This window comes from Methylocystis rosea, from assembly GCF_003855495.1.
GTDB lineage: Bacteria > Pseudomonadota > Alphaproteobacteria > Rhizobiales > Beijerinckiaceae > Methylocystis > Methylocystis rosea_A.
The window spans coordinates 690,895-713,916 of record NZ_CP034086.1; the positions used below are offsets into that span (position 1 = coordinate 690,895).

Annotated in this window: 16 protein-coding genes; 5 read left to right on the forward strand and 11 right to left on the reverse strand. The window is 65.1% G+C overall.

Features of this window, described 5'->3' with window-relative positions; genetic code table 11:
- Positions 1-26 precede the first annotated feature (26 nt).
- The gene (gene pepN / locus EHO51_RS03215) at positions 27-2,663 is read right to left on the reverse strand and encodes an aminopeptidase N (protein WP_124737676.1); all 2,637 of its coding nucleotides are present in this window, start codon (positions 2,661-2,663) and stop codon (positions 27-29) included.
- Positions 2,664-2,943: 280 nt separating this feature from the next.
- Between pepN and EHO51_RS03220 the strand changes: the two genes are divergently transcribed.
- Genes EHO51_RS03220 through EHO51_RS03230 form a run of 3 tightly spaced genes read left to right on the forward strand, consistent with a single transcriptional unit; the run spans position 2,944 to position 8,645 of the window.
- On the forward strand, positions 2,944-4,134 hold the full coding sequence (locus EHO51_RS03220) for an efflux RND transporter periplasmic adaptor subunit (protein ID WP_245434724.1): 1,191 nt from the start codon (positions 2,944-2,946) through the stop codon (positions 4,132-4,134).
- Between the two features lie 9 nt (positions 4,135-4,143).
- Positions 4,144-7,290, forward strand: coding sequence for an efflux RND transporter permease subunit (locus EHO51_RS03225; protein ID WP_124737677.1), 3,147 nt, complete (start codon positions 4,144-4,146; stop codon positions 7,288-7,290).
- Positions 7,287-8,645 carry a TolC family protein gene (locus tag EHO51_RS03230; protein WP_124737678.1) on the forward strand — a complete coding sequence of 453 codons (1,359 nt, stop codon included), beginning with the start codon at positions 7,287-7,289 and terminating at the stop codon, positions 8,643-8,645. The genes EHO51_RS03225 and EHO51_RS03230 overlap by 4 nt, the downstream gene beginning before the upstream one ends.
- A 128-nt stretch (positions 8,646-8,773) precedes the next feature.
- On the opposite strand, the gene EHO51_RS03235 is transcribed toward EHO51_RS03230, so the two are convergent.
- Positions 8,774-9,658: an alpha/beta fold hydrolase gene (locus tag EHO51_RS03235; protein ID WP_164479336.1), complete on the reverse strand. Its 885-nt coding sequence runs from the start codon at positions 9,656-9,658 to the stop codon at positions 8,774-8,776.
- 173 nt (positions 9,659-9,831) lie between these two features.
- Here EHO51_RS03235 and EHO51_RS03240 point away from each other — a divergent pair, with 173 nt between their 5' ends.
- Together EHO51_RS03240 and EHO51_RS03245 are read left to right on the forward strand one after the other, a co-directional pair.
- Positions 9,832-10,797, forward strand: coding sequence for an acetyl-CoA carboxylase carboxyltransferase subunit alpha (locus EHO51_RS03240; RefSeq protein WP_124737680.1), 966 nt, complete (start codon positions 9,832-9,834; stop codon positions 10,795-10,797).
- Between the two features lie 153 nt (positions 10,798-10,950).
- Positions 10,951-12,207, forward strand: coding sequence for a L,D-transpeptidase family protein (locus EHO51_RS03245; RefSeq protein WP_164479337.1), 1,257 nt, complete (start codon positions 10,951-10,953; stop codon positions 12,205-12,207).
- Between the two features lie 229 nt (positions 12,208-12,436).
- Here EHO51_RS03245 and EHO51_RS03250 read toward each other — a convergent pair whose 3' ends face one another.
- The 9 genes from EHO51_RS03250 to cobN are packed head-to-tail and all read right to left on the reverse strand — an operon-like array spanning position 12,437 to position 23,020.
- Positions 12,437-13,837: a cobyrinate a,c-diamide synthase gene (locus EHO51_RS03250; RefSeq protein WP_124737681.1), complete on the reverse strand. Its 1,401-nt coding sequence runs from the start codon at positions 13,835-13,837 to the stop codon at positions 12,437-12,439.
- Positions 13,834-14,598 (reverse strand): precorrin-4 C(11)-methyltransferase, encoded by a 765-nt coding sequence (gene cobM, locus EHO51_RS03255; protein WP_124737682.1) that lies wholly within the window; start codon positions 14,596-14,598, stop codon positions 13,834-13,836. The genes EHO51_RS03250 and cobM overlap by 4 nt, the downstream gene beginning before the upstream one ends.
- Entirely contained in the window at positions 14,595-15,011 is a 417-nt protein-coding gene (locus tag EHO51_RS03260) for a cobalamin biosynthesis protein (RefSeq protein ID WP_124737683.1), read from the reverse strand. Before EHO51_RS03260 ends, cobM begins: the two co-directional genes overlap by 4 nt.
- Complete coding sequence (gene cbiE / locus EHO51_RS03265) at positions 14,990-16,192, reverse strand: precorrin-6y C5,15-methyltransferase (decarboxylating) subunit CbiE (protein ID WP_124737684.1); 1,203 nt, start codon at positions 16,190-16,192, stop codon at positions 14,990-14,992. Before cbiE ends, EHO51_RS03260 begins: the two co-directional genes overlap by 22 nt.
- On the reverse strand, positions 16,189-16,941 hold the full coding sequence (gene cobJ, locus EHO51_RS03270; protein WP_124737685.1) for a precorrin-3B C(17)-methyltransferase: 753 nt from the start codon (positions 16,939-16,941) through the stop codon (positions 16,189-16,191). The genes cbiE and cobJ overlap by 4 nt, the downstream gene beginning before the upstream one ends.
- Positions 16,938-17,702, reverse strand: coding sequence for a precorrin-2 C(20)-methyltransferase (locus tag EHO51_RS03275; protein ID WP_124737686.1), 765 nt, complete (start codon positions 17,700-17,702; stop codon positions 16,938-16,940). Before EHO51_RS03275 ends, cobJ begins: the two co-directional genes overlap by 4 nt.
- Positions 17,699-18,331 (reverse strand): precorrin-8X methylmutase, encoded by a 633-nt coding sequence (locus EHO51_RS03280; RefSeq protein WP_124737687.1) that lies wholly within the window; start codon positions 18,329-18,331, stop codon positions 17,699-17,701. Before EHO51_RS03280 ends, EHO51_RS03275 begins: the two co-directional genes overlap by 4 nt.
- Positions 18,328-19,608: a precorrin-3B synthase gene (gene cobG / locus EHO51_RS03285; protein ID WP_124737688.1), complete on the reverse strand. Its 1,281-nt coding sequence runs from the start codon at positions 19,606-19,608 to the stop codon at positions 18,328-18,330. The genes EHO51_RS03280 and cobG overlap by 4 nt, the downstream gene beginning before the upstream one ends.
- Positions 19,592-23,020 carry a cobaltochelatase subunit CobN gene (gene cobN, locus EHO51_RS03290; protein WP_124737689.1) on the reverse strand — a complete coding sequence of 1,143 codons (3,429 nt, stop codon included), beginning with the start codon at positions 23,018-23,020 and terminating at the stop codon, positions 19,592-19,594. The genes cobG and cobN overlap by 17 nt, the downstream gene beginning before the upstream one ends.
- Positions 23,021-23,022 lie beyond the last annotated feature (2 nt).

Genomic DNA, 23,022 nt, shown 5'->3' on the forward strand with positions numbered 1-23,022 from the left:
TTTTTTGGGCGCCTCAGCCAAGCGCTTCAGCCAAGCGCCCGCGTGGCGATGTCGCGCAGGTCCGCAGAGAGATTTTCCTGCGCGACGATATGCTTGAGTCGGGCTTCAATGAGGTCGCGGCGCCGCGACTCCATCGTGCGCCAGGAGCGCAGCGCCGAGAGAAGCCGCGCGGACACCTGGGGATTCTTCGGATCGACTTCGAGAACGACGGCCGTGAGCAAATCATATCCTGACCCGTCGAGCGCATGAAAGCGCGTGAGATTGCCGTTGGCGAAGGCGCCGATCAACGCGCGCACGCGGTTGGGGTTGCTCATCGAAAATTCCGGATGGGTCATCAGACCCAATACGCGCTGTGTGGTCGCCTCTTCCGGAATCATCGCCTGCAGCGAGAACCATTTGTCGATGACAAGCGCGTCTCCGGCGTATTGTGCGTAGAACCGGGCGAAGGCCTCCTCGCGCGCGTGGCCGCCGAGAAGCGCCAATGTCGCGAGCGCGGCGAGCTTGTCCGTCATATTCCCGGCGGTTTCGAACTGCGCCGTGGCCAGAGACCGACCTTTGTCAGCATCGCCCGCGGCCAAAAGATCGAGCGTCACGTTGCGCAATGCGCGGCGTCCCGCGCTCGCGGCGTCGGGCGTGAAGGCGCCAGCGGCGGAAAAGCGCGCGTGGATCGCGTCGAGTTCTGAGCCGAGCGACCTGCCGATCTCCGCGCGCAACGCCATGCGCGCCTCAAAGAGCTGATCCGGGTCGACGTCGCGCCCTTTTTCGCGCGCAAGATCGATGTCCGACGGCAGCGACAGCGCCTGTGCGACCAACGCCGGATCATCCTCGGCCTTGGCGAGCAGCAGTCGCAGCGCTTCGCTCAGTCCCCGGGCGTCAAGAGCGCCGGTTTCGAGTCGGCCGAAGATCGCTCGCAAGGCGAGGCTTTGCGACGCCTGCCAGCGATTGAACGGATCGTCGTCACAGGCGAGCAGACGCTCGAGATCCTCGCTCGCCGGCGCCGGCTCGAGGCGCACAGGCGCGGAAAAGCCGCGCAGCAGCGAGACCACGGGCCGTGACGAAATCTCGCGGAAACGGATGACGCGCTCTGCGCTGTCCAGTTCGATCAAACCACGGGCAAGTTCAGTCGGTGCGGCGTCTTCGCTCACGAGATCGAGCTTTTGCCCGTTCTCGCCAAAGAGCGCGAGCGCCAGCGGGATCACGACCGGCTTCTTGTCGCTTTGACCGGGCGTTGGAGGTGTTTGCTGACTCAGCTTCAAGGCAAACGTCTGGGCGGCGGAATCATATTCGCCTGACGTCGTCACGACGGGCGTTCCCGCCTGACTGTACCAAAGCGCGAAATGCGTCAGGTCACGGCCGGATGATGCGGCGAAGCAGGAGAGGAAATCTTCGATCGTCGCGGCCGTCCCGTCGAAGCGTTCGAAATAAAGATCCATGCCGCGGCGGAATTTGTCTTCGCCGATCAGCGTCCGCAGCATGCGGATGATTTCAGCGCCTTTCTCATAAACGGTCGACGTGTAGAAATTGTTGATTTCCTGATAGACGTCCGGACGCACGGGATGTGCGAGCGGACCTGCGTCTTCGGGGAATTGCGCGAGGCGCAGGCCGCGCACGTCGCCGATGCGCTCAACCGCGCGCGAGCGCATGTCAGCCGAAAATTCCTGGTCGCGGAAAACTGTCAGCCCTTCCTTGAGGCAAAGCTGGAACCAATCGCGGCAGGTGATGCGATTGCCCGTCCAATTGTGGAAATATTCGTGCGCGATGACCCCTTCGATGCCGGCGTAATCGCCGTCGGTCGCGGTGTCGGGCGAGGCGAGCACATATTTGTCGTTGAAGATGTTGAGGCCCTTGTTCTCCATCGCGCCCATGTTGAAGTCGGAAACGGCGACGATGTTGAACACGTCGAGATCATATTCGCGGCCGAATTTCTCTTCGTCCCAGCGCATCGAGCGCTTCAGCGCGTCCATCGCATAGGCCGCGCGCGATTCCTTGCCATGTTCGATGTAGATGGCAAGTTCGACGACGCGGCCCGACATTGTCGTGAATTCGTCGCGCACAACGCCCAAATCGCCGCCCACGAGCGCGAACAGATAAGAGGGCTTTGGAAACGGATCGCGCCAGAGGGCATAGTGGCGATTGGATCCTGCGACATCGCCATGCTCGACCGGATTGCCGTTCGACAGCAGGATCGGCGCTTCGCTTTTCTCGGCTTCGATGCGTGTCGTATAGACGCTGAGCACGTCGGGACGGTCCAGGAAATAGGTGATGCGGCGAAAACCTTCCGCCTCGCACTGCGTGCAATAGGCCGAGCCGGAGCGATAGAGCCCGGAAAGCTGCGTATTGCCGCTCGGATTGAGCTCCGTGTCGATTTCCAGCGTAAATGGCGCGTCGGGAACATTCGCGAGAGTGAGACGATCGGGCGTCGCTTCATATTCGCCGGGCCCGAGCGTACGGCCGTCGAGCTTCACGCCCAGCAGCATCAACTCGTCGCCATCGAGCACGAGTGGCGCGGAAGGGTCCCCGGCTGGATTGCGGCGCAGCGCCAGTCGCGCGGAGACGCGGGTCTGGGTGGCATGCAGTCTGAAATCGAGTTCGACGGAATCGATCGCGAAATCGGCAGGACGGTAATCGGCGAGCCGGATGGCGGCGGTCGAAGGATGACGCATTTCGCTCCTCAGGGCTAGGGCACGTTTCTGCGGTGATTATAGAACGGTAGCCGTCGTTTGCGACGGCCAGAGCCGACGAATACGGAAGCGCAAGGCCTGTTTTTTTTGGAAAATCTCCGGCGAGCAGCCGAATTGCCTTGAGCCTGTCGCCGCATCCGGGCAAAATCAGCCATCGCGGCGCCGTAGGAATGCGGCGGCCGCTGTTGTGCGCGTCACTTCAGCGTGCGCCGCTTCGCCTCTGGAGCGCGTCCCGTTGCCCTCGACAGCGGAAGGCAGGCGGATGACCTGCAAAGCGAAGGTTATGATCAATCACATGCGGCCTGCGCTTGCTCCTATCTTTGGCCTTCTTGCTCTCTCTGGCCTTTCCATTCTTGGCGGCCTTCTGACATTCAGCGCTGCAGAGGTGCAAGCTGCGCCCGCAGAAAACCAGAACCTGGAGCCGATCCTCGTCAAAATCAGCGAAGATCAGATGCGCGTCGCCGGCGTTGAGACTCAGCCCGTCGAGAAGGAGTCGGGCATGGGCGAACTCGTCGTGCCCGGCGTCGTCGCGGTGCCGCCGCAGCAACTCCTCATTGTAGCGGCCCCCGCCGCCGGTCTCGTCGAGACTCTGCTCGTCGCAATCGACGAGGATGTCAAACAAGGCGCGCCGATCGCGACGTTGAAGTCGTCGGAGCTCATCGAGGCGCAGCGCGCCTTCCTGCACGCTGTCTCGGAGGCGAATCTCGCGGCGGAGAAGCTGCGGCGCGACGAGCAGCTGTTCAAGGAGCATATCATCGCTGAGCGGCGGTTGATCGTCACGCGCGCCGAGGCGACTCAGGCGCGCTCGGCGCTCGATGAGCGCAGACAAATTCTGTCGCTGGCCGGCATGACGGATAAAGAGATCGAGACGCTGCAGCGCGAGCGTAAGCTCGCTAGCTCGCTTGTCGTGCGCGCGCCGGTCACCGGCACCGTCCTGCAGCGACACGGAACCACCGGCGAGCGCGTGCAGGCCTCGGCGCCGCTCATCACCATTGCGAGGCTCGATCCCATTTGGGTCAATCTGCAAGTGCCCCTTGGCCGCGCCGCGGGACTGGATAACGTCGACCGCGTGCATTTGCCGTTAGCGGGCATCGACGGCAGACTTATTCGCATCGGCCGCACCGTGGACGCGGCGACGCAGTCGGTCACGGCCGTCGCCGAGTTTCGGACTGGATCGAGTCCGCTGCGCCCTGGCCAAGCGGTCCAGGCGATCCTGCGCCTTAAAGGCGGCGACGCTTCCCAGTGGCGCGTTTCCGCCGACGCGCTCGTGAACTTCAAAAATCACAATTGGGTGTTCGTGCGCTCGCCGGAAGGCTTTGTCGCGACCCCGGTGACGCTACTTTCCGAGACGCCGCAGTCCGCGTCCGTCCAGGGCGCGCTCAAGGCAGGCGAGCGCGTCGCGACCCGCGGCCTGCTGACCTTGCTGGCGGAACTCGCCGAGGCCGAAAGGTGACGATACGCAATGCTTGAAAGACTGATCCGTGTCGCGCTCCAGCAGCGGCTGCTCGTCTTTCTTGGCGCGCTCGGCATCGCCGGGTGGGGGGCGGTCAGCTACTTCAAACTGCCGATCGACGCATTTCCAGACGTCGCGCCGGTGCAGGTGCTGGTCGCCATGCGCGCGCCGGGCCTCACGCCAGAGGAGTTGGAGGCGCGCGTCACTGTGCCGATCGAGCTCGCGGCGAAGGGCATTCCCAGCCTCGTTCGCATGCGCTCGATGACGCGTTATTCAGTGACGCTGATCACCTTCGAATTTTCGGAAGGGACAGACATCTACTGGGCGCGCGCGCAGGTGAACGAGCGTCTGGCGCAGGCGCAGAGCCAGTTGCCGGAAGGCGTCTCCGGCGGCCTCGCGCCCATCGTTACGCCGCTCGGCGAGATGGTGATGTTCACCATTGTCGGCGGCGACCTCACGCCGACGGAGCAACGCACGTTGCTCGACTGGACGATACGCCCGGCGATCCGTGGTCTGCCAGGCGTCGCCGACCTCAACGTGCTCGGCGGCTTCGTGCGCACCTTCGAAGTTGCGCCGTTCCCCGCCGCCATGGCGTCTCGCGGCGTCACGGTGGAGATGCTCCAGTCGGCGCTTTCCAACAACAATAAAAACGACGGCGCGGGGCGCGTGCGCGATGGCGAGGAAGCGTTGCTCGTGCGCGCCGAAGGCCGCTTGCGATCGCTGGAGGAAATACGGTCTGTCGTCATCGCCGCGCGGGACACCGGCATCGTCCGCGTCGGCGACGTCGCCGAAGTGCGCAATGGCGCGTTGCCGCGCAACGGCGTCGTCGTGCGTAACGGCGAAGGCGAGGCGGTGTGGGGGCTCGTTCTGGGTCTGCGCGGCGCCGACGCGAGCATTGTCGTCAAGGGCGTTAAGGAGCGGCTGGCAGAAATCGAGCCGACGCTGCCGAAAGGCGCCAAGATCGAAATCTTCTACGATCGCAGCGAATTGATCGGCAAGGCGGTCTGGACCGTACAGAAAGTGCTGATCGAGGCCATCGTCCTTGTCGTCATCCTGCTTGTCTTGTTCCTTGGCGATCTTCGCGCCGCGATTGTCGTGTCGGTCATTTTGCCGCTCGCCGCGCTCGCGACGTTCGGCATCATGCGCTGGTGGGGGCTCTCGGCGAATATCATGTCGCTCGGCGGTCTTGCGATCGCCATTGGGCTTTTGGTCGACTGCGCGGTCGTCGTCGTGGAGAACGTCGAACATCGCATGGCGCACGCGCATGACGTCAGTCTCTCCGATCGCATTTTCATGACGCTCGAAGGGACTCGCGAGGTCGCCGTCCCGCTCACTTCCGGCGTGGTCATCATCGTCACCGTGTTTCTGCCGCTACTCTCTCTCGAAGGGCTGGAAGGGCGTCTGTTCGCGCCGGTGGCGCTGACCATCGCCTTCGCGCTCGGATCGGCGCTCGTGCTGTCGCTCACCGTCGTGCCGGCGCTTAGCGCGACGTTGCTGAAGCCGGGCCATGCCGACGAGCCTTGGCTCGTGCGCAAGCTCGCCGCCGTCTACGAGCCGCTGCTCAAGCGCGCCCTCGACAAGCCGTTAATTGTCGGCGCCGCCGCCGTCGTTGGCCTCGTCGTAGCCTTCACCGCCTATGCGCGCATCGGCCAGACCTTCATGCCGGTGATGAACGAGGGCACGCCCGTCATCACCATCCGCAAACATCCGACGATCAGCGTCAATATGGCCGCGGAGACCGACATGCGCATTCAGCGCGCAATCATGGAGCGCGTGCCGGAAGTCAAGGGAATGATGGCCCGGGCTGGCGCCGACGAGCTCGGCATCGATCCTGTTGGCCTCAACGACACCGATAATTTCCTGACGCTTGCGCCGCAAAGCGAGTGGCGCGGCAAGGATATAGATTGGCTGATGGGCGAGATTCGCGCCGTGCTCGATAGCATGCCCGGCATTTCCTACGCCTTTTCGCAGCCCATCGACATGCGCGTTCAGGAAATGATCATCGGCGCCCGCGGCGACGTGGTCGTCAAGATATTTGGCGACGATCTCGATGAGCTCAACCGCCTCACCCGCGAGGTTACCGCGACATTGCGCAAGATCAAGGGGTCGCGCGACGTTTTCGGTCTGCAGAACGACGGCATGCGCTATCTGACGGCGCGTGTCGATCGGCTGGCTGCCGGGCGCTTTGGCCTCAACGCCGGCGAGATTCAGGATGCGCTGCGCGTGTGGGTCGACGGTCAGCCGGTCGGCATCGTGCTGGAAGGGCCGATCCGCACGCCGCTGGTCATCCGCGGCTCGGAGACCTCGCGCCGCTCGTCCGTCGATTTCGCACGGCTGCCGATGGTGTCGTCGGAAGGCAAAGTCGTCGAATTGTCGCAACTCGCCGACGTGCGCGTGGAAAACGGGCCGATCCAGATCATTCGCGAGGAAGGCCGTCGCTTCGCCACCGTTCTCGCCAATGTGACGGGACGGGATCTTGTCGGATTCGTCGACGAAGCCAAGAAAGCCGTGGCCAAAAACGTAAAGACGCCGCCGGGATATCGCTATCAATGGGGCGGCCAGTTCGAAAACCAGCAACGCGCATCGGCCCGACTCGCGATCGTCGTGCCGATCGCGCTGGCGCTGATTTTTCTCTTGCTTTATCTAACCTTCAACTCGGTGCTACAGGCGACGCTGGTGTTCTGCAATGTGCCTTTCGCGGCGATCGGAGGCATTTTGGGCCTGTGGCTTTCGGGAGAATTCATGTCCGTGCCCTCGTCGGTCGGCTTTATCGCGCTTATCGGAATCGCGGTTCTCAATGGCGTCGTGCTCATCTCCTACATCAACAAGCTTGTGGCGGAAGGCACGCGCAGCACGCGCGAAGCGGTGTTAGAGGGCGCGCGTCGGCGCATGCGGCCCGTTATGCTCACCGCCACCATCGCGGCCTTCGGCTTGATACCGTTCCTGTTCGCGCATGGGCCCGGCGCCGAGATCCAGCGCCCGCTCGCCATCGTCGTCATCGGCGGGTTGATTTCGGCCACGGTGCTGACCTTGATCCTGCTGCCAATTCTTTATGACCGTACCGCCAATCTGGGCCTGGTCATTCGTCAGAAGTTCCGCTCGCGCGCGATGCGGCAACCCGCGCCGATGCGTGAGCGCGAGGACGCTCGCGCATGAGGGTCGGCGCGGTTTTCACAGCATTTTCCCTGATTGCGTTCGCTTTGCCTTTCGAGACGGGAGTCTTTGCACAGGAGCAGAACGAGCCGGCGGAGATGCAGATCAAAGCGTCTGTTAAGCCGTCACCCAAGAAAGCGCGCGTGACATCGCCCAAGAAAGCCGGCGCGCGGCCGCCATCCCAGCGAAGCGGCGGCGTGTTGGCGAAACATCTTGAGATGGCTGTCCTGATCGACGCCCAGAGCCGGTCGCTCGAGGCGCAGTTTCGCGCCATCTCCGCGCGTTACGCGACAGTCAATTCGCTCACGCCAGGCTCGCCTTATGTCGCAGGTTATCAGCGCAATGCGGCGGCCGGCAATCTACGAAACTACAACGAGACCGAAGTTGAGGTCGGCATGCCGTTATGGCTGCCGGGGCAGCGTGACGCCCTCGCGGGAACAGTGAACACCGGACTCTTCGAGGTGGAGGAGCGCCTCGCGCTCCGTCGATTGGAAGTCGCCGGCGTTTTGCGCGACGCATGGTGGAACGCGCAGCGTGCGGCGCGGGAAGTTTCCGTCGCGCGCAATCGCGTCGCCACGGCGCGCGATATCGGTTCGGACATGACGCGCCGCGTCGAGCTTGGCGACGCCGCCCAGACCGATGCGCTGCTTGCGAAGAATGAGACGCTGGCCGCTGAAACGGAGCTTGCGCAGTCGGAGGGCGCGGTAAAAGTGGCGCAGGTCACTTACATGGCCTTGACCGGCGGCGCGCCGCCCAGCGGCGCGTTGGAATCGGTGCGCCCGGCCATCGACATCGAGGAGCATCCCTCGCTGCGCGCGCCGCGCGCCGCGCTAGCGCGCGCCCGGGCGCAGGCGGAGCTTGTCGACGCGACGCCGATCGATAATCCCGAAATCGGTATTTTTGGCCGCCAGGAACATAACGATCAATATTCGACCGACCCGTCGCAGCAAATTTCCGACCAACGCACCGATGCGACGACAGTTGGCGTGCGCTTACGCATTGCGATTCCGACCGCCGGTCGAAATGAGCCAAGACGCGCCGAGGCGCTTGCCGAGATGGATCGCGCCACAGCCGAATATGAACGCGCGAAGCGCGTCGTGCTGGCGGAGATAAAAGCCGCGCGTGAATCATTAGCGGCGGCGCGGCGCGCGGCGACATTCGCCAACGCCCGCCTCGTCGTCGCCAACGATCAATTCGAACTGTCGCGCAAAGCGTTCAAGCTCGGCGAACTCAGCGCCTTCGATCTTTATCGCGTGCGCCAGATTCAACTCGAGGCGCAGCGCATGGAGGCGAATGCCGAGATCAATGTCGGCGTCGCGATCTCCCGACTTAATCAGGCGCAGGGATATGCGCCTTAGAGCGCCTCCCGATCACATGGAAACACGTGATCGATAAGAACTGCTCAAATCATAATGTTGGAGCAGGCTCTCATCGAAAAGTCTGTCAACGTTTTCGGAACCTGCCCGAGCGATCGCCGAGGCGTGAATTATGGACATTGGCGCACGAAGTCCGCGATGCGCGCAATCGTCGGCTGATCAAGCAGCAGCGGCGCGTGCGCCTGGCCTTCGACCCAGGCGCGCTCAAGGCGCGGCGCGCGCCGGGCCATCTCGTCAAAGACCTCGGGCGAGAGAATGTCCGAGTTCGCGCCGCGGATGGCGAGAATCGGAACATTCGCCAGCGCGGCGAAGTCGTCCCAATATTCTTCGGGCTCCACATCGGGCGCTACGCCATCGAGCGTATGCGACAGGTCGGGATCGTAGCGCAGCTGAACCTTGCCGTCTTTCTCCACAAAGGTGAGGCGCGCATAGTCCTCCCACTCCTGCGGCGAGACGCCGGAAAAATCGACGCCGGCGGTCATCCGCATCAAGGCGATCGCTTCGCGCATGGAGGCGATCGGCGGCAGTCTCCCAACGTAGCGCTTAATGCGGAGCAGGCCGGCATGCTCGATCTTCGGTCCGATATCGTTGAGCACGGCGCCGCGTACGACGCCGGGCCGGCGCGCCGCGATGCGCATTGTGTGAAGACCGCCGCGTGACGTGCCGATAAACACCGCTTGCTCGACGCCCGCGTCGGCAAGTTGAGCGATGATGTCGGCATGCTCGACGTCGAAGGCATAGCGGCGCCAGTCCTGATCCCAGTCGGATCGGCCGCGTCCACGATAGTCGAGGGCAAGAATCCTCCGGCCGTCGGCTTGCAGGGTTCTGGCGACGCGGTCGAAATCATCGGCTGAGCGTGCAAGCCCCGGCAGGCAAACGACCGGGAGGAGCGGACTCCCGCCGCCGCCCGGCGGCGCGGGATAGTCGAAATAATGCAAGCGGAGCCCGTCGGCCGCGCGAATGTAACGGCTAACCGGCTCTTGCCCAGACGTCATGGAACGACCATTCCCGCATAATGAAACCTGCCCCAATGCAGCGACATTGACGCGATGAATCGAGTTTCGCAACCGCGCCGTTGGCGCTTTGTGTTCCTTGACTTCAAAGCCGGTTGCGGCGAGTTTGCCCGCGCCCGCGAGGCGTCCCTCGCCTAAAGGAAAACGCCGCCTCAATGCGCTCCTATCTCGACTTCGAAAAGCCTGTCGCAGAACTCGAAACCAAGGTCGACGAACTGCGCGCGCTGGCTGAAAACGGAGAGGCCGTGTCGATCGGCGAGGAGCTCAGCAAGCTCCAGGCCAAAGCCGCGAAGGCGCTCGCGGATCTCTACGCCGGCCTGACGCCCTGGCAAAAGATCCAGGTGGCGCGGCACCCGCAGCGGCCACATTTTTCCGATTATGTCCGGCAGCTTTTCGACGAGTTCACGCCGCTCGCCGGAGACAGGCTGTTCGGCGAGGACTTCGCGATCGTCGGCGGCTTCGGGCGCTTCCGCGGCGAGCCGATCTGCGTCATCGGCCAGGAGAAGGGCTCGGACACGTCGAGCCGTCTTCATCACAATTTCGGCATGGCGCGGCCGGAAGGCTATCGCAAGGCGGTCCGCCTGATGGAGCTCGCCGACCGTTTCGGTTTGCCGGTCGTCTCGCTTGTCGACACGGCTGGCGCTTTTCCAGGCATTGACGCCGAAGAGCGCGGGCAGGCCGAGGCGATCGCCCGCTCCACCGACGTATCGCTCTTGCTCGGCGTGCCCAATGTCGCGGTGGTGGTGGGCGAGGGCGGCTCCGGCGGCGCGATCGCGATCGCCGCCGCCAACAGAGTGCTGATGCTTGAGCACTCGGTCTACACGGTCGCGTCGCCCGAAGCTTCGGCCTCGATCCTGTGGCGGGATTCCGCCAAGGCGCAAGAGGCGGCGACGAGCATGAAGATCACAGCGCAGGATCTCTTGAAATTCGGCATTATCGACTTGATTGTGACGGAGCCGCCGGGCGGCGCCCATCGCGATCCCCAGGCGGCCATTGGCGCGGTCGGAGAGGCGCTCGCCAAGGAGCTTGCCGGCCTGGCTAATCTTTCGCGCGAACAGTTGAGACAATTCCGCGCCGACAAGTTTTTGGCCATGGGCCGGAAACTGGAAGAGAAGCGTTAACGTAAATTCCAGAAGATTGGGCCTGGAAGCCCGTGCGCGTGCGATTCTTCGCTAATTCGGACATGTTCTCGTCCCATTATTTGTTTTTCGTGATCAGGCGCGGCGGCTCGCTTCCGAGACCTGCGAGGCGACTGCGCCGCCAGAGGGGACACCATGAAGACTCGAGGCATAGCGCCGGCGCTGGGGCTTGCCGTCCTGGCCGCCTTCGCGCTCTCGGCCTGCGAGCAGAGCGGTCTGGCGCATCGCTCGCTTGCGCCGATCCCCTCCGAGACTGTCGCCCTGATGGAGCAGGCCGGCACGACCAAGGAAGCGCCGATGCTGATCCGCGCCTATAAAAAGGAAGCGGAGCTCGAAATCTGGAAGATGCGGTCGGACGGTCATTACGTCCATCTGAAGACGTTTCCGATGTGCCGCTGGTCGGGTCAGCTCGGCCCCAAGCGTCGCCAGGGCGACCGCCAAGTGCCGGAAGGCTTTTACGCCATCGGCCCGGCGCAGATGAATCCGAATTCAAGCTATTATCTGTCGTTCAACGTCGGCTATCCGAACGCGCTCGATCGCGCCCTTGGCCACACCGGCGGCGACATCATGGTGCATGGCGCCTGCTCGTCGGCCGGCTGCTTCTCGATGACCGACAAGCAGATCGCCGAAATCTACGCGATCGCCCGCTCTTCGCTCGCCGGCGGTCAACGCGCGATTCAGATGCAGTCCTTCCCCTTCAAGATGACGGCGGAAAATCTCGCCAAACATCGTCTCGATCCGAACATCGACTTCTGGAAGCAGCTCAAGGAGGGCTCCGATCATTTCGAGGTGACCTTGCAGGAGCCGCAAGTCGCCTTCTGCAACCGGCGTTACGTGTTCAACGCCGCCGGCGCGGCCAATCTCGATCCGGAGGCCGCCTGTCCGCCGCTCAAACAGGATCCGGAGATCGCCCAGGCGGTGGCCGAGAAGAGCGCCAAGGACCAAGCCAAGATCGCCCAGCTCGCGCAAAGCGGCGTGAAGCCGGTGCGGATCGTTTATCAGGACGGCGGCCAGCACCCGGCCTTTGCGTCGCGGGTTCCAGAGGTCAGCCGGCCGGAAACGATCCTTCCGCCGACCGAAATCGCCCTCGACGAGAAGCCAGATCGAGGCGCCGGGTCGACAACCGCCAATCTCGCCGTCAAATCGCCGGTCGTGACCTTGGCCGGGGCGAAAGCCGCTGACGAAAGCCGGCAAACGCGCGTCGTCGCGATGGCGCCGATGCGCAGCGAGCACCGCGACTTGTCCGCGCTTGCGGCCTCGGATCCAAGCCCCACCAACAGCCTTAAAAAATTGGCGCGTTCCAACAGGGACGCATCGGGAGATATTCCGACGCCGCCAGCCTCTATTGGCGTCAGGAAATCCGCCGCCGCTCATTCATCCAAATCTTTTTGAGACTCTCGGATCCTTCGAACTCAAAGCCGCGCCTAGGCGCGGCTTTCTTTTTGTCCAAGGCCGGCGGGCAGGCAGCAGCGGAAGCTTTGCCATGCAGCGAAAAATATGTTGACTCTTGTGCGGCGCAGCAATATAACAGTGCGACGCAGCGAGAGTTGTCTTGCTTCGTAGCCCTCCTTGGGCGTTTCCTCCCTTGACTTGGGCCGCTGGTTCGTCCGGCGGCCCTTTTTTATGCCATAAGGTGGAAAAACGAGCCGGAAACGCCGTTTCGCGCCAGTCCGGCCGGGCGTTCATCATCGCTATAGGCGTCACGCGCCAGCGCGAAGGGAGCGCCTTCTTCGCGAAGAACAGTCGCGTAGTGAAATTCATGGCCGCGCAGTCGAAATCCGACAGCGCCCAGCGGGTGGTCCGCCGCGAGTTGCGCCTGCCGATAGCCGAGATGCAACTTGCGCTGGGCGAAGCTCGTTTCCAGTTCGAGCAGTCCGGCCATTTCATGCGCTTCGCCCGCCGCGTCGATCAGCGCGCGGCCGAGAACCATGTAGCCGCCGCATTCGCCGTGGAGCCATCCTCTCTGAGCGAAACGCCGTAACCCCTTTATGAAGCCCTGCGCCGCCGACAACCGGCCGGCGTGCAGTTCCGGATAGCCGCCCGGCAGCCAGCAGAGATCGCAATCTGCGGGCGGCGCCTCATCGGCGAGCGGCGAGAAGAAGCAAAGCTCCGCGCCGGCGTCGCGCCAGCTCTGCGCGAGATGCGGATAGAAGAAGGAAAAGGCGTCGTCGCGCGCGACCGCGATGCGCTGCGCGGGGGGCGGAAGGACCCCCTCCCTGTCCCTCCCCCGCCTGGCGGCGGGAGAGGGGACGCTCACGATGGTTTCGCGTGTTGCTGATGACGTGCGCCGCCTTGCTCCCTCTCCCGCGAAGCGGGGGAGGGTCGGGGAGGGGGCGGCGCGCGCAGTCTCGGTCACTGCACCCACATCCACATGCGCTTCCACGAAGTCCGCGAGCGCCTTGAGACGCTCGTCGAGACCTTGCGTTTCGCCGGCCTGCACCAGCCCCAGATGGCGTTCGGGGAGAGCAACCGCCTCGTTGCGGGGCAGCGCGCCAAACACCGGGATGCCCAGCGCCTCGATCGCTTCGCCGGCGAGTCTGCGGTGACGCTCGGAGCCGACGCGGTTCAGCACGACGCCGGCGACCTTTACGCGCGCGTCGTGTCCAGCGATGCCGCGAATAATCGCCGCCGCCGTCTGCCCTTGGCCGGAGACGTCATGAACCAGCACAACCGGCCAGCCGAGCAGGGCGGCGATGTCGGCGCTGGCGCCGATTCCCGCCGCCCCGGCGGGCGCGCCGTCAAAGAGCCCCATCGCGCCTTCGGCGATCACGATGTCCGCGCCTTCGCTCGCGCGCGCGGCGAGCCGCGCAATCAACGCCGCATCCATCGTCCATGAATCGAGATTGACGCCTGCGCGGCCGGTGGCCGCCGCGTGAAAGGCGGGATCGATGTAGTCCGGCCCGCATTTGACGGGGGCGACGCGCAAGCCGCGCCGCATCAGCGCGCGCATCAGGCCGAGCGTCAGCGTCGTCTTGCCCGAGGAGGAGCGGGCGGCGCCGATCAGCAGGCCAGGCGCGGTCACCCTTCGCCTCTCGGCCGAAATCGCCGATCATAGTCCGCGTCGTAAAGCGCGCTTTCCCGAAAATCTTCGCTCGCGAGCGCCGGTCCAACGAGAATGAGCGCGGTGCGTTCCATCGGCGTCTCGGCCGCGTGCGCCTCGATGTCGGCGAGCGTTCCGCGCACGATGCGCTCATCTGGCCACGAGGCGCGATAAACGAGCGCCACGGGACAGCCGCCGCCATAATAGGGCGTCAGCTCCTCCACGACCCGCGCGAGAGCATGGATCGAGAGATGGATCGCGAGCGTCGCGCCCGATTGCGCGAATGTCGCCAGTCTTTCGCTCTCAGGCATCGATGAGGCGCGGCCCGACGTGCGCGTCAGCACCAGCGATTGCGCGACTTCGGGCAGCGTGAGTTCGCGCTTCAACGCGGCGCTCGCCGCCGCGAAGGCGGGAACGCCCGGCGTCATCGTGCAAGGAATGCCGAGCGCGTCGAGGCGGCGCATCTGCTCTCCCACGGCGCTCCAGATCGAGAGATCGCCCGAATGCAGCCGCGCGACGTCGAGACCGGCGTCATGCGCCTGCTGCATTTCTGCGATGATGGCGTCGAGCGACAGCGGCGCGGTATCGACGATGCGCGCGCCCGGCGGACAATGTGCCAGCACGCCGGCAGGCACGAGCGAGCCGGCGTATAGGCAGACCGGGCATCGCGCGATGAGATCGCGCCCGCGCAGGGTAAGCAAATCGGCGGCGCCGGGACCCGCGCCAATAAAATGCACGGTCATGAGTTGTGCTCTTCGCCGCGCTTCGCCAGCGCGCAGGCGGCGACCGGCGTCGTCACGCGCGGCGCGACGAGGCGACTGTTTTGTCCGGCGCCGACAAGCGCCGCGGCTTCGGCGACGCTGCCCACGCCAAACATCGCCTGCACGCGCGGCGAATGCGTCGCCGCGGTCGCCTTGCGGGCGCGCAGCGCGGCGAGCGGCAGAAAGACGAGTTCAAGCCCAAGTTCGCGCGCCGCCTCGTGCACCCCCGCTTCCTGCGCCTTGCTTTCGAGCGCGTAGAGCCTCGCATCGCTGAGGTCGACGTTATGCGTTTGCGCGACGCGGCGCACGAGTTCGACGATATCGTTCGCGGCGACGCCGCGCCTTGCGCCGAGCCCAAAGGCATATGTCGCATTCATCTCTTTGTCGCTCGCCATTGCGTGACCGCCATTGCTGGATCGAGCGCATGGAAGCGGCCGATGGGACGCGCATGCGCTATCTGCAGATGTATGAGCTCGCCGCCCTTGTCGCGATAGGCGTTGGCGAGCAGCGACTGAGTCTCAATCGTAACGGCGTTGACGACGATGCGTCCGAGAAGAGGGAGCGCGTCCCACGCGGCGGCGAGCGTCGCCGCATCGGCGCCGCCGCCGATGAAGATCGCCTGCGGCGGTTCGAGTTCAACGAGCGCTTGCGGCGCGTCCCCATTGACAACGCGCAGATCCGGAACGCCGAGCGACAGCGCGTTGCGCGCGATGCGCGCCGCGCGTTCCATGTCTCGTTCAATAGCGATGGCGCGGTTCGCGGGATCGCTCAGCATCCATTCGATGGCGACAGAGCCGGCGCCGGCGCCGACGTCCCACAGCAATTCGCCCTTGCGCGGCGCGAGCGCGGAGAGCGTCACGGCGCGGATGTCGCGCTTGGTGAGCTGCCCGTCATGCTCGAACCAATCGTCGGGCAGACCCGGCGCAAGCGGAATGACCACTGCGTCTCCGCCGGCTTCCACTTCGACGGCGACCGTGTTGAGCGGCGCAATGTCATCGAGCGCGAAGGCGTCGGCGCGCGCGTCGCGGACGCGCTCATGTGGACCGCCGAGCCGCTCGAACACATGGACGCGCGATCCGCCCATGCCGCGCAAGGCGAGATGGCGCGCCAGGCGCGCGGGCGTCGTCTCGTCCCAGGAGAGCGCAATGATCTTTGCGCGCGGCTGCAGATGCGGCGTCACGCGCTCAAAGGCGCGGCCGTGCAGCGAGAGGAGGGCGCAATCCTGCTGGCTCCATTTGAGCCGTGCGGCCGCGAGTGAAAACGCCGAAGGCGCCGGAATGCAGAAAATTTCGTCAGGCGCGACATGGCGCGCGATGAGATCGCCGACGCCGTAGAAGAAGGGATCGCCTGAGGCGAGAACGACTGTGGGCTTGCCGCGCTGGGCGAGAATTTGCGGCAAGGCGTCGGAGAGCGGCGAGGGCCATTGCAGGCGCTCCGCCGGCGCGTCGATCATCGCGAGATGACGCGCGCCGCCGACGATCAGCGAGGCCTGCGCGACGAGCGCGCGCGCCGCCGGCGTGAAGGCGTCGGCGCCGTCTTCGCCGAGGCCGATCAGCGACAGCCATGGCGCGTTCATGTCGCCTTCCGCGACGTATAGACCCAGTCGCGCGCGCGATCGCGCGCGATGCGCCGCGTGCCGCTGGCGCCGATCACGACAAGCGTCGACATATCGACTTTGTCGGCCTCGGCTTCGTCGAGTCGCGTCAGAATGATCTCTTCATTCTCGCGACCGACGGATTTCGCGAGGCCAACGAAGGTCTCGCCGGGAAGATAACGACGCAGCAGCGCAAAGGCGTCAGTGATGCGCGTCGGCCGTGCGCGCGACGCAGGATTATATAGCGCGATGACAAAGTCGCCTTGCGCGGCATGCTCCAGCCGCTTGGCGATGACGTCCCACGGCTTGAGATTATCGGACAGCGAGATCGCGCAAAAGTCATGGCCGAGCGGGGCGCCGAGCCGCGCCGCCGCCGCCTGCATCGCCGAGACGCCAGGCAGCACGCGAATATCGAGATCGCGCCACTCCCGCGGGCCGCAATCGACCGCTTCAAACACCGCCGCCGCCATTGCGAAGACGCCGGGATCGCCGCCGGAGACGACGGCGACGCGGCGACCCTGCGCGGCGCGCGCCAGCGCCTCCCGGGCGCGGTCGATCTCGACGCGGTTGTCGCTTGCAAGCCGTGTCTGACCAGCGCGCTCGGGAACGCGCGCGACGTAAGGCGCATAGCCGATAATGTCCTGCGCGGCGCCGAGCGCCTCTTGCGCCTCGTGAGTCAGCCATCGCGCGTCGGCCGGACCAAGGCCGACAATGTCAAGCGCGCCGCTCAAGGGCGCCGGCCTCGCCCCGGCACAAGCGCCATCGAGAAATAGGGCGCGTCATCGTCGCGCTTGTCGGCGAAGCGCATGATCTTTTCGCCGGGCATCGCGCCGCGTTCGACATAGATCGCGCGATCGATGACGCCAGCGCGAGTCATCGCGCGGCGCAGCTTGGCGAAATTGCCGCCAAGCTTCATCACCACCGCGGCGTCGGTTTCGGCGAGGCGCGACGCAAGCCTGTCTTCGTCGAGCGTCGCCGGCAGAACGGTGAGAATGTCGTCGCCCCAGGCCATCGGCTGGCGCGCCGCGGCGAAACATCCCGACATGCCCGAGACGCCGGCGCAAATCTCGATCCGAAAGCGCGCATCGAGCCGCGCAAACATATGCATGAAGGAGCCGTAAAGCAGCGGATCGCCTTCGCAGAGCAGCGTCACGTCGCGGCCGGCTTCGAGCACGGCGCGAATGCGCATCACGCAATCTTCATAGAAGTGCTGAAGCGACGAGACATATTCCGGCTGATCGAAAGGAATCTCCGTCGTCACTGGATAGAGCAGCGCGATCTCTTCGCAGCCCGGCGCGAGATAGGGCGCGGCGATCGCGCGCGCGTGGCTTGCGCGTCCGCGCTTGGCGAAGAAGGCGACGACGTTGGCCGCGCCGATCAGGCGCGCGGCCTTCACCGTCACAAGCTCCGGATCGCCAGGACCGAGTCCGACGCCGATCAGCGCGCCGAGCGTCGCGACGGCTTCATGCGATGTCGAGGCGAGCGCGTTCATTCCTGCTCGCTCGCCAGCGCATTGATGGCGGCGGCGGCCATGGCGCTGCCGCCCTTGCGGCCTTTCACGATCACGAAGGGAACGCGGCCATATTCGCGCAGCGCGTCTTTCGATTCCGCCGCGCCGACGAAGCCGACCGGCATGCCGATGATGGCGGCCGGAGGCGCCGCGCCTTCGTCAATCATCTCGAGGAGGCGGAACAGCGCGGTGGGCGCATTGCCGATCGCGACCAATGCGCCATCCATACGATTGCGCCATAGCTCCAGCGCCGCGGCGCTGCGCGTGGTGCCGATCTCGGCGGCGAGCGCCGGCACGCGCGGCTCAAGCAGCGTGCAAACCACCTGGTTCTCCGCGGGCAGACGGGAACGCGTGACGCCATGCGCGACCATGTTGGAGTCGCATAGAATCGGCGCGCCCTTCTGCAGCGCGTCGCGCGCCACCGCAACAAAGTCCGGCGAGAATTCGATGTCGTCGGCGAGTTCCACCATGCCGCAGGCGTGGATCATGCGCACGGCGATCTTTTCCTGCTCGGGCGTGAAACGCGAGAGATTCGACTCGGCGCGAATGGTCGCAAAAGAGCGCGCATAAATCTGCGCGCCTTCGTGGATATAGTCGAAGCGGCGGCTCATTGCGTCCTACCGCTTGCGCGCGCGGAGAGTTCGCGCATGACGGCCTCGAAGGTCAGCGATCGGAAGCGCGGCGCGCCGTCGGCGCCGCCGTTCTCGATGAGATCGAATCCTTCAGCGCAGGCAAGCAGCGTGATGGGCGAGGCGCTCTGCCGGGCGCAGCCTTTTGCGCAGCCCGAAAGATGTAGGCCCACGCCATCCGCGCCGCCGATCATTTGCGCAAGCGGCGCGAGATCCATCACATGCGCGCGCGTCTCGGCGAACGCCTGCGGACATTCCGGCGCGCCGGGACAGGCGATGACGGCAAGGCGCTTGTCGTCTGCCGATGTGATGAAGTCGCGGCTTTCCGCGCGCGAGACGACGCGTCGCGCGTGTTCTTCATCGGGCGTGACGATCAGCAGGGCGCGCCACGGCGTGAGGCGCAGTTCGCCTATTCCCTCGCTTTGTGCAAAATCGGCGACGGCGGCGAGTTCGCTTGCGCGCCAGCGGCCAAAAGGCGCGCCGACGCCCGCGAAAGCGACGGCGCCGCGTCGTTGCGCGCCAAAAATTTGCGACCATCGCGCAGGCGCGGGCGCTTCCCTAGAGACCCGCATGACGAGTCCGGCCGCGCGTGGCAGCGCGTCGGCGCCGAGCGCCTCGACCAGCGTGCGGACCCGCCTGAAGCTATTTGCATGACGGTCGCGCAGCTCCACGAAGGCGCGCGCAAAGCGCAACGCCACGTCGAGCGCGTCATCGGTCGCGACGACGACGGCGCGATTGGAAACGCCGGCGATGCGAATTGCGACGTCGCCGTCTGCAATCGCTTCGATCCGAATGTCGGCTTCGACGTCGGCGAGCGACAGCGCGCCGCAATCATCGAGAAGAAACAGAAATTTCGGCGGGAGCGCACGCAGCGCCGCGTCGCGCTGCACTTCCGCAGCAAGCTGCACGGCCACGGCGTTGGCGTCGAAAGCGCCAGCGACGAGGCCGGCGAGCGGCGACGTGATGACATTCGTCACGCGTTCGGCGTCGGCGCTCGGCGCGAGCATGCCGATCGCCTCGAGGCCGCGCAGGGCTTCGGCAATCGTCGCCTCGCTGATCCCGCGCAGCTGCAGTTGCGCGCGCTGCGAGAGATCGATCAGCCCATTGCCGCAGCTGTCCGCAATCCTCGCGATCTCGCGCGCCTGCGCCGCGCTCATGCGAGAGCCGACCGCCTTGGCGCGGATCAGCAAACCGTCGCCGCTCGGCATCGGCGCGAAAGCTCCGGGACACCAGCCCTTGATCTCAGGCCTCGGCTGCAAGACGCCCTCCTTCTTGGCGTTCGATATCGCTTAAGGCGCCGCGCACGCTGTTGCGTTGCGTATTCCACAAGCCGCGCACGAGCGCTTCGCTAAAAACCCGCGCGATTGCGGTGAGCGCGCGGGGATTCTCTATGGCGAGAAAATCCCGTGTCGCATCATCGCCTAAGGTGGCGTCAAAAGCGAGATCGAATTGCGCATCGCTAATGAGGCCGCTTGTCGCGGCGAAAGCATAGAGATTGTCTATCGTCTCGGCGATTTCGCCGGCGCCGCGGTGGCCGTGCCGCTTCTGGCCTTGAAGCCATTGGGGATTGGCGAGCCGCATGCGCAGGACGCGCGCGATTTCGTCTTTCAGAGCGCGCGGCCGTAACCGTTCCGGCCGCGTCGCATCGATATGCACCAAATCGGCGTCGCCGCCAAGCATGGCGTTAGCGGCGGCGAAACCGCCCTCGTAATCGGCGAAGGCGGGTCCGATCAGAACGTCGACTTCGGCCATGTCTTGCACATGGACATGGGCATCGGCGTCAGCGACGCGCGCGCTGAACGCCGCGACGGCTTCGTTGCTGTCGCCCGCGCGATCATAGGCGTGACCCGCGGCGCAAAGATAGGCGCGCGCAAGATCATCGCGGTCCGACCATTCGCCGCGCAACGCGTGATCGCTCACGCCAAGGCCGTAAGCGCCGTCAGCGGCGCCGAAGACACGGCGCAGATCGTCCGCCGTCTTCAGCGGATTGATTTCAGCGTCTTCATCGCGCGCGGCGACCGCGCGCACAGCGTCGTCGAAAAGCGCGATGAGATTTCCGAACATGTCGCGAAACAGCCCCGAAACCTGCAGCGTCACGTCGACGCGCGGAAACTCGAGCCGCGCCTGCGGCAAAATTTCAAAGCCGATGACGCGCGCGCTCGCCGTATCCCAGCGCGGCGCGACGCCGAGAAGCGCGAGCGCTTGCGCGAAATCTTCGCCGCCGGTGCGAATTGTGGCGCTTCCCCACAGGTCGAGCATGATGCGGCGCGGGAATTCGCCATGCAGTTGCGCGTGGCGCGTCATCACCTCGGCGGCGGCGCGCCGGCCAATGTCATAGGCCGTTTGCGTGGGCGCGTGGCGCGGATCGATGCAATAAAGATTGCGTCCCGTCGGCAGAACGTCGGCGCGCCCGCGCGACGGCGCGCCGGCCGGGCCGGGCTCGACGAAGCGGCCCCCAAGCGCGGCGATGAGTGCCTGGCGTTCGGCGCGCGCGCAGGCGCCACGCGCAGGATCCGCGTCGGAATTTTCTTCGGCGCGCCCGAAGACATGGAGTCCGTCGCCGATGCGCATGTCCTTTAGATCGCACATCCAGGCGTCGAGTCGCGTCAAAGTCTCGGCGAGGTCCAACTCGCGCGAGACGCCGCATTCGGCGGCAAGGCCGCTGCGCTCGGCTTCGTCGATGATCGCGCCGGCGATGAGTTTCGCGCGGCGTGCGTCGAGCGCGCTTGCCGTCGCATATTCATCGAGCAGCGTTTCGACTTTCGCCGCCGCGTCGAAAAGTTCGGCGTCGACGAGCGGCGGCGTCAGATGGCCGATGGTCACGGCGCATGTGCGGCGCTTCGCCTGCGCGGCTTCGCCCGGATCATTGACGATGAACGGATAGATCAGCGGCGTCGGACCGAGTACCGCTTCCGGCGCGCAGGTCTCAGACAGCATGACCGATTTGCCGGGAAGCCATTCGAGCGTGCCATGCGCGCCAAGATGAATGAGCGCGTCGATCCCTCGCACATTTCGCAGCCAGAGATAGAAGGCGAGATAGGCGTGACGCGGCGGGCGCTGCACGTCGTGATAGGTCTCGTAACGATCTGTGCGCGCGCCGCGATCGGGCTGCAGCGCGACGATCAGCTTGCCGGCTTCGAGACAGGAAAAGTGGAAGGCGCCGTCGACGACGGCAGGATCATCCTGCGGCGCGCCCCAGGCGTCGTTGACGCTCGCGACGAAAGATGCGGGGAGGGTTGAAAGCAGCGCGAGATAGTCGTCGAGCGGAAAAGTGACGACAAACGTCTGGTCTTCCAGATAGCGCAGCAAAGATGGCGCGTCCGCCTTCTCCCGCCGGCGGGAGAAGGTGTCGCCACGAAGTGGCGACGGATGAGGGCCCTCACCCGACCTTGCTTCGCAAGGCCACCCTCTCCCGCGCGCGGGAGAGGGGAGCGCGTCTTCTGCATCGCTGCCAATGTCATATCCCGCATCGATCAACGCCGAGACGATCTCATGCACGCTCGCTTCCGCATCGAGGCCGATGGCGTAGCCGCCACGGCCGCGTCGCGTCGGATAGTCGGAGAGAATGAGTGCGAGGCTTTTTTCCGCGTTTGGTTTGCGGCGCAGCCGCGCCCAGCTCAACGCGAGGTCCGCGACGAAATCGATGCGCGAGCGTTCCGGCGCATGCCGCGTCTCGCTGAATTCCGCCGCAAGACGCAGCGGCGCTTCCTCCTTGAAGGAAATCGCGCGCGTGAAGATGCGCCCGTCAACTTCCGGCAAGACGACATTCATCGCGAGATCGGCGCCGTTCGCGCCGCGCGTTGAGCCTTCCCACGCTTCGCGTGAAGAGGTGGCAAGTGCGACCTGCAGCACCGGCGCGTCCGCGCGATCCAGCACGCTTCCCGCATCGCGACGCGCCGAAAAGGCCGTGGCGTTGAGGATGACGTCGGGCGCGAAGGATTCGAGCGCGCCCGAAACGAAGGCTTCGCTCTCCGCCTCCTTCAGGCTCGCGACATAGATCGCCTCGACGGAGAACCCGCGCTCAGCCAGCGCGTCGGCGAGCGCGATGATCGGCGCGACGTCGTCGGCGAGGAACATGGCGCGATAGAAGACGATCGTCGCGCGCAATTCGCCGCCGGCGCGGCATGCGGTCTCGAATTGTCCGGCGTTAGCGACGGGAACGCTTTCCCGCCACTGCGCCGGATGGCCGGCGATCGTCGCGGCGTAACCGAGAAAGGAACGCAGATTGTCAGGACCGCCGTCCTGAAAGAACCGCCAAATTTGATTGAGCGTCTCCGCGCCGAGCGTCGACGCCTGCTTCAGGCGCGCGTCGTCGTGCGCATCGCCGGGAACGATCGCGAGGGCGATTCCCTTTGCGCGCGCAAGCGCCTCGAGCTGCTCGACGCCATAGGGCCAATAGTCTTTGCCGCCGAGCAGCCGCACGATGATCAGCCGCCCATGTCGCGCCACAGTGTCGAGATAGAGATCGACGGAGTAGGGGTGCTTCAATTGCGCGAGCGACGCGCAGCGAAAGCTCGGGAGAGTCGCGCCGCTTTGCTCATAAAGCCGCGCCAGCAAACGCAGCTCTGAATCAGAGAAGGACAGAAACACGATCTCCGCGGGAGATTGACCGAGATCGACCGCGCCGCCGGCGTCGTCGAGATTATGGAGATCGCGCGGGAGAAGATGCATGG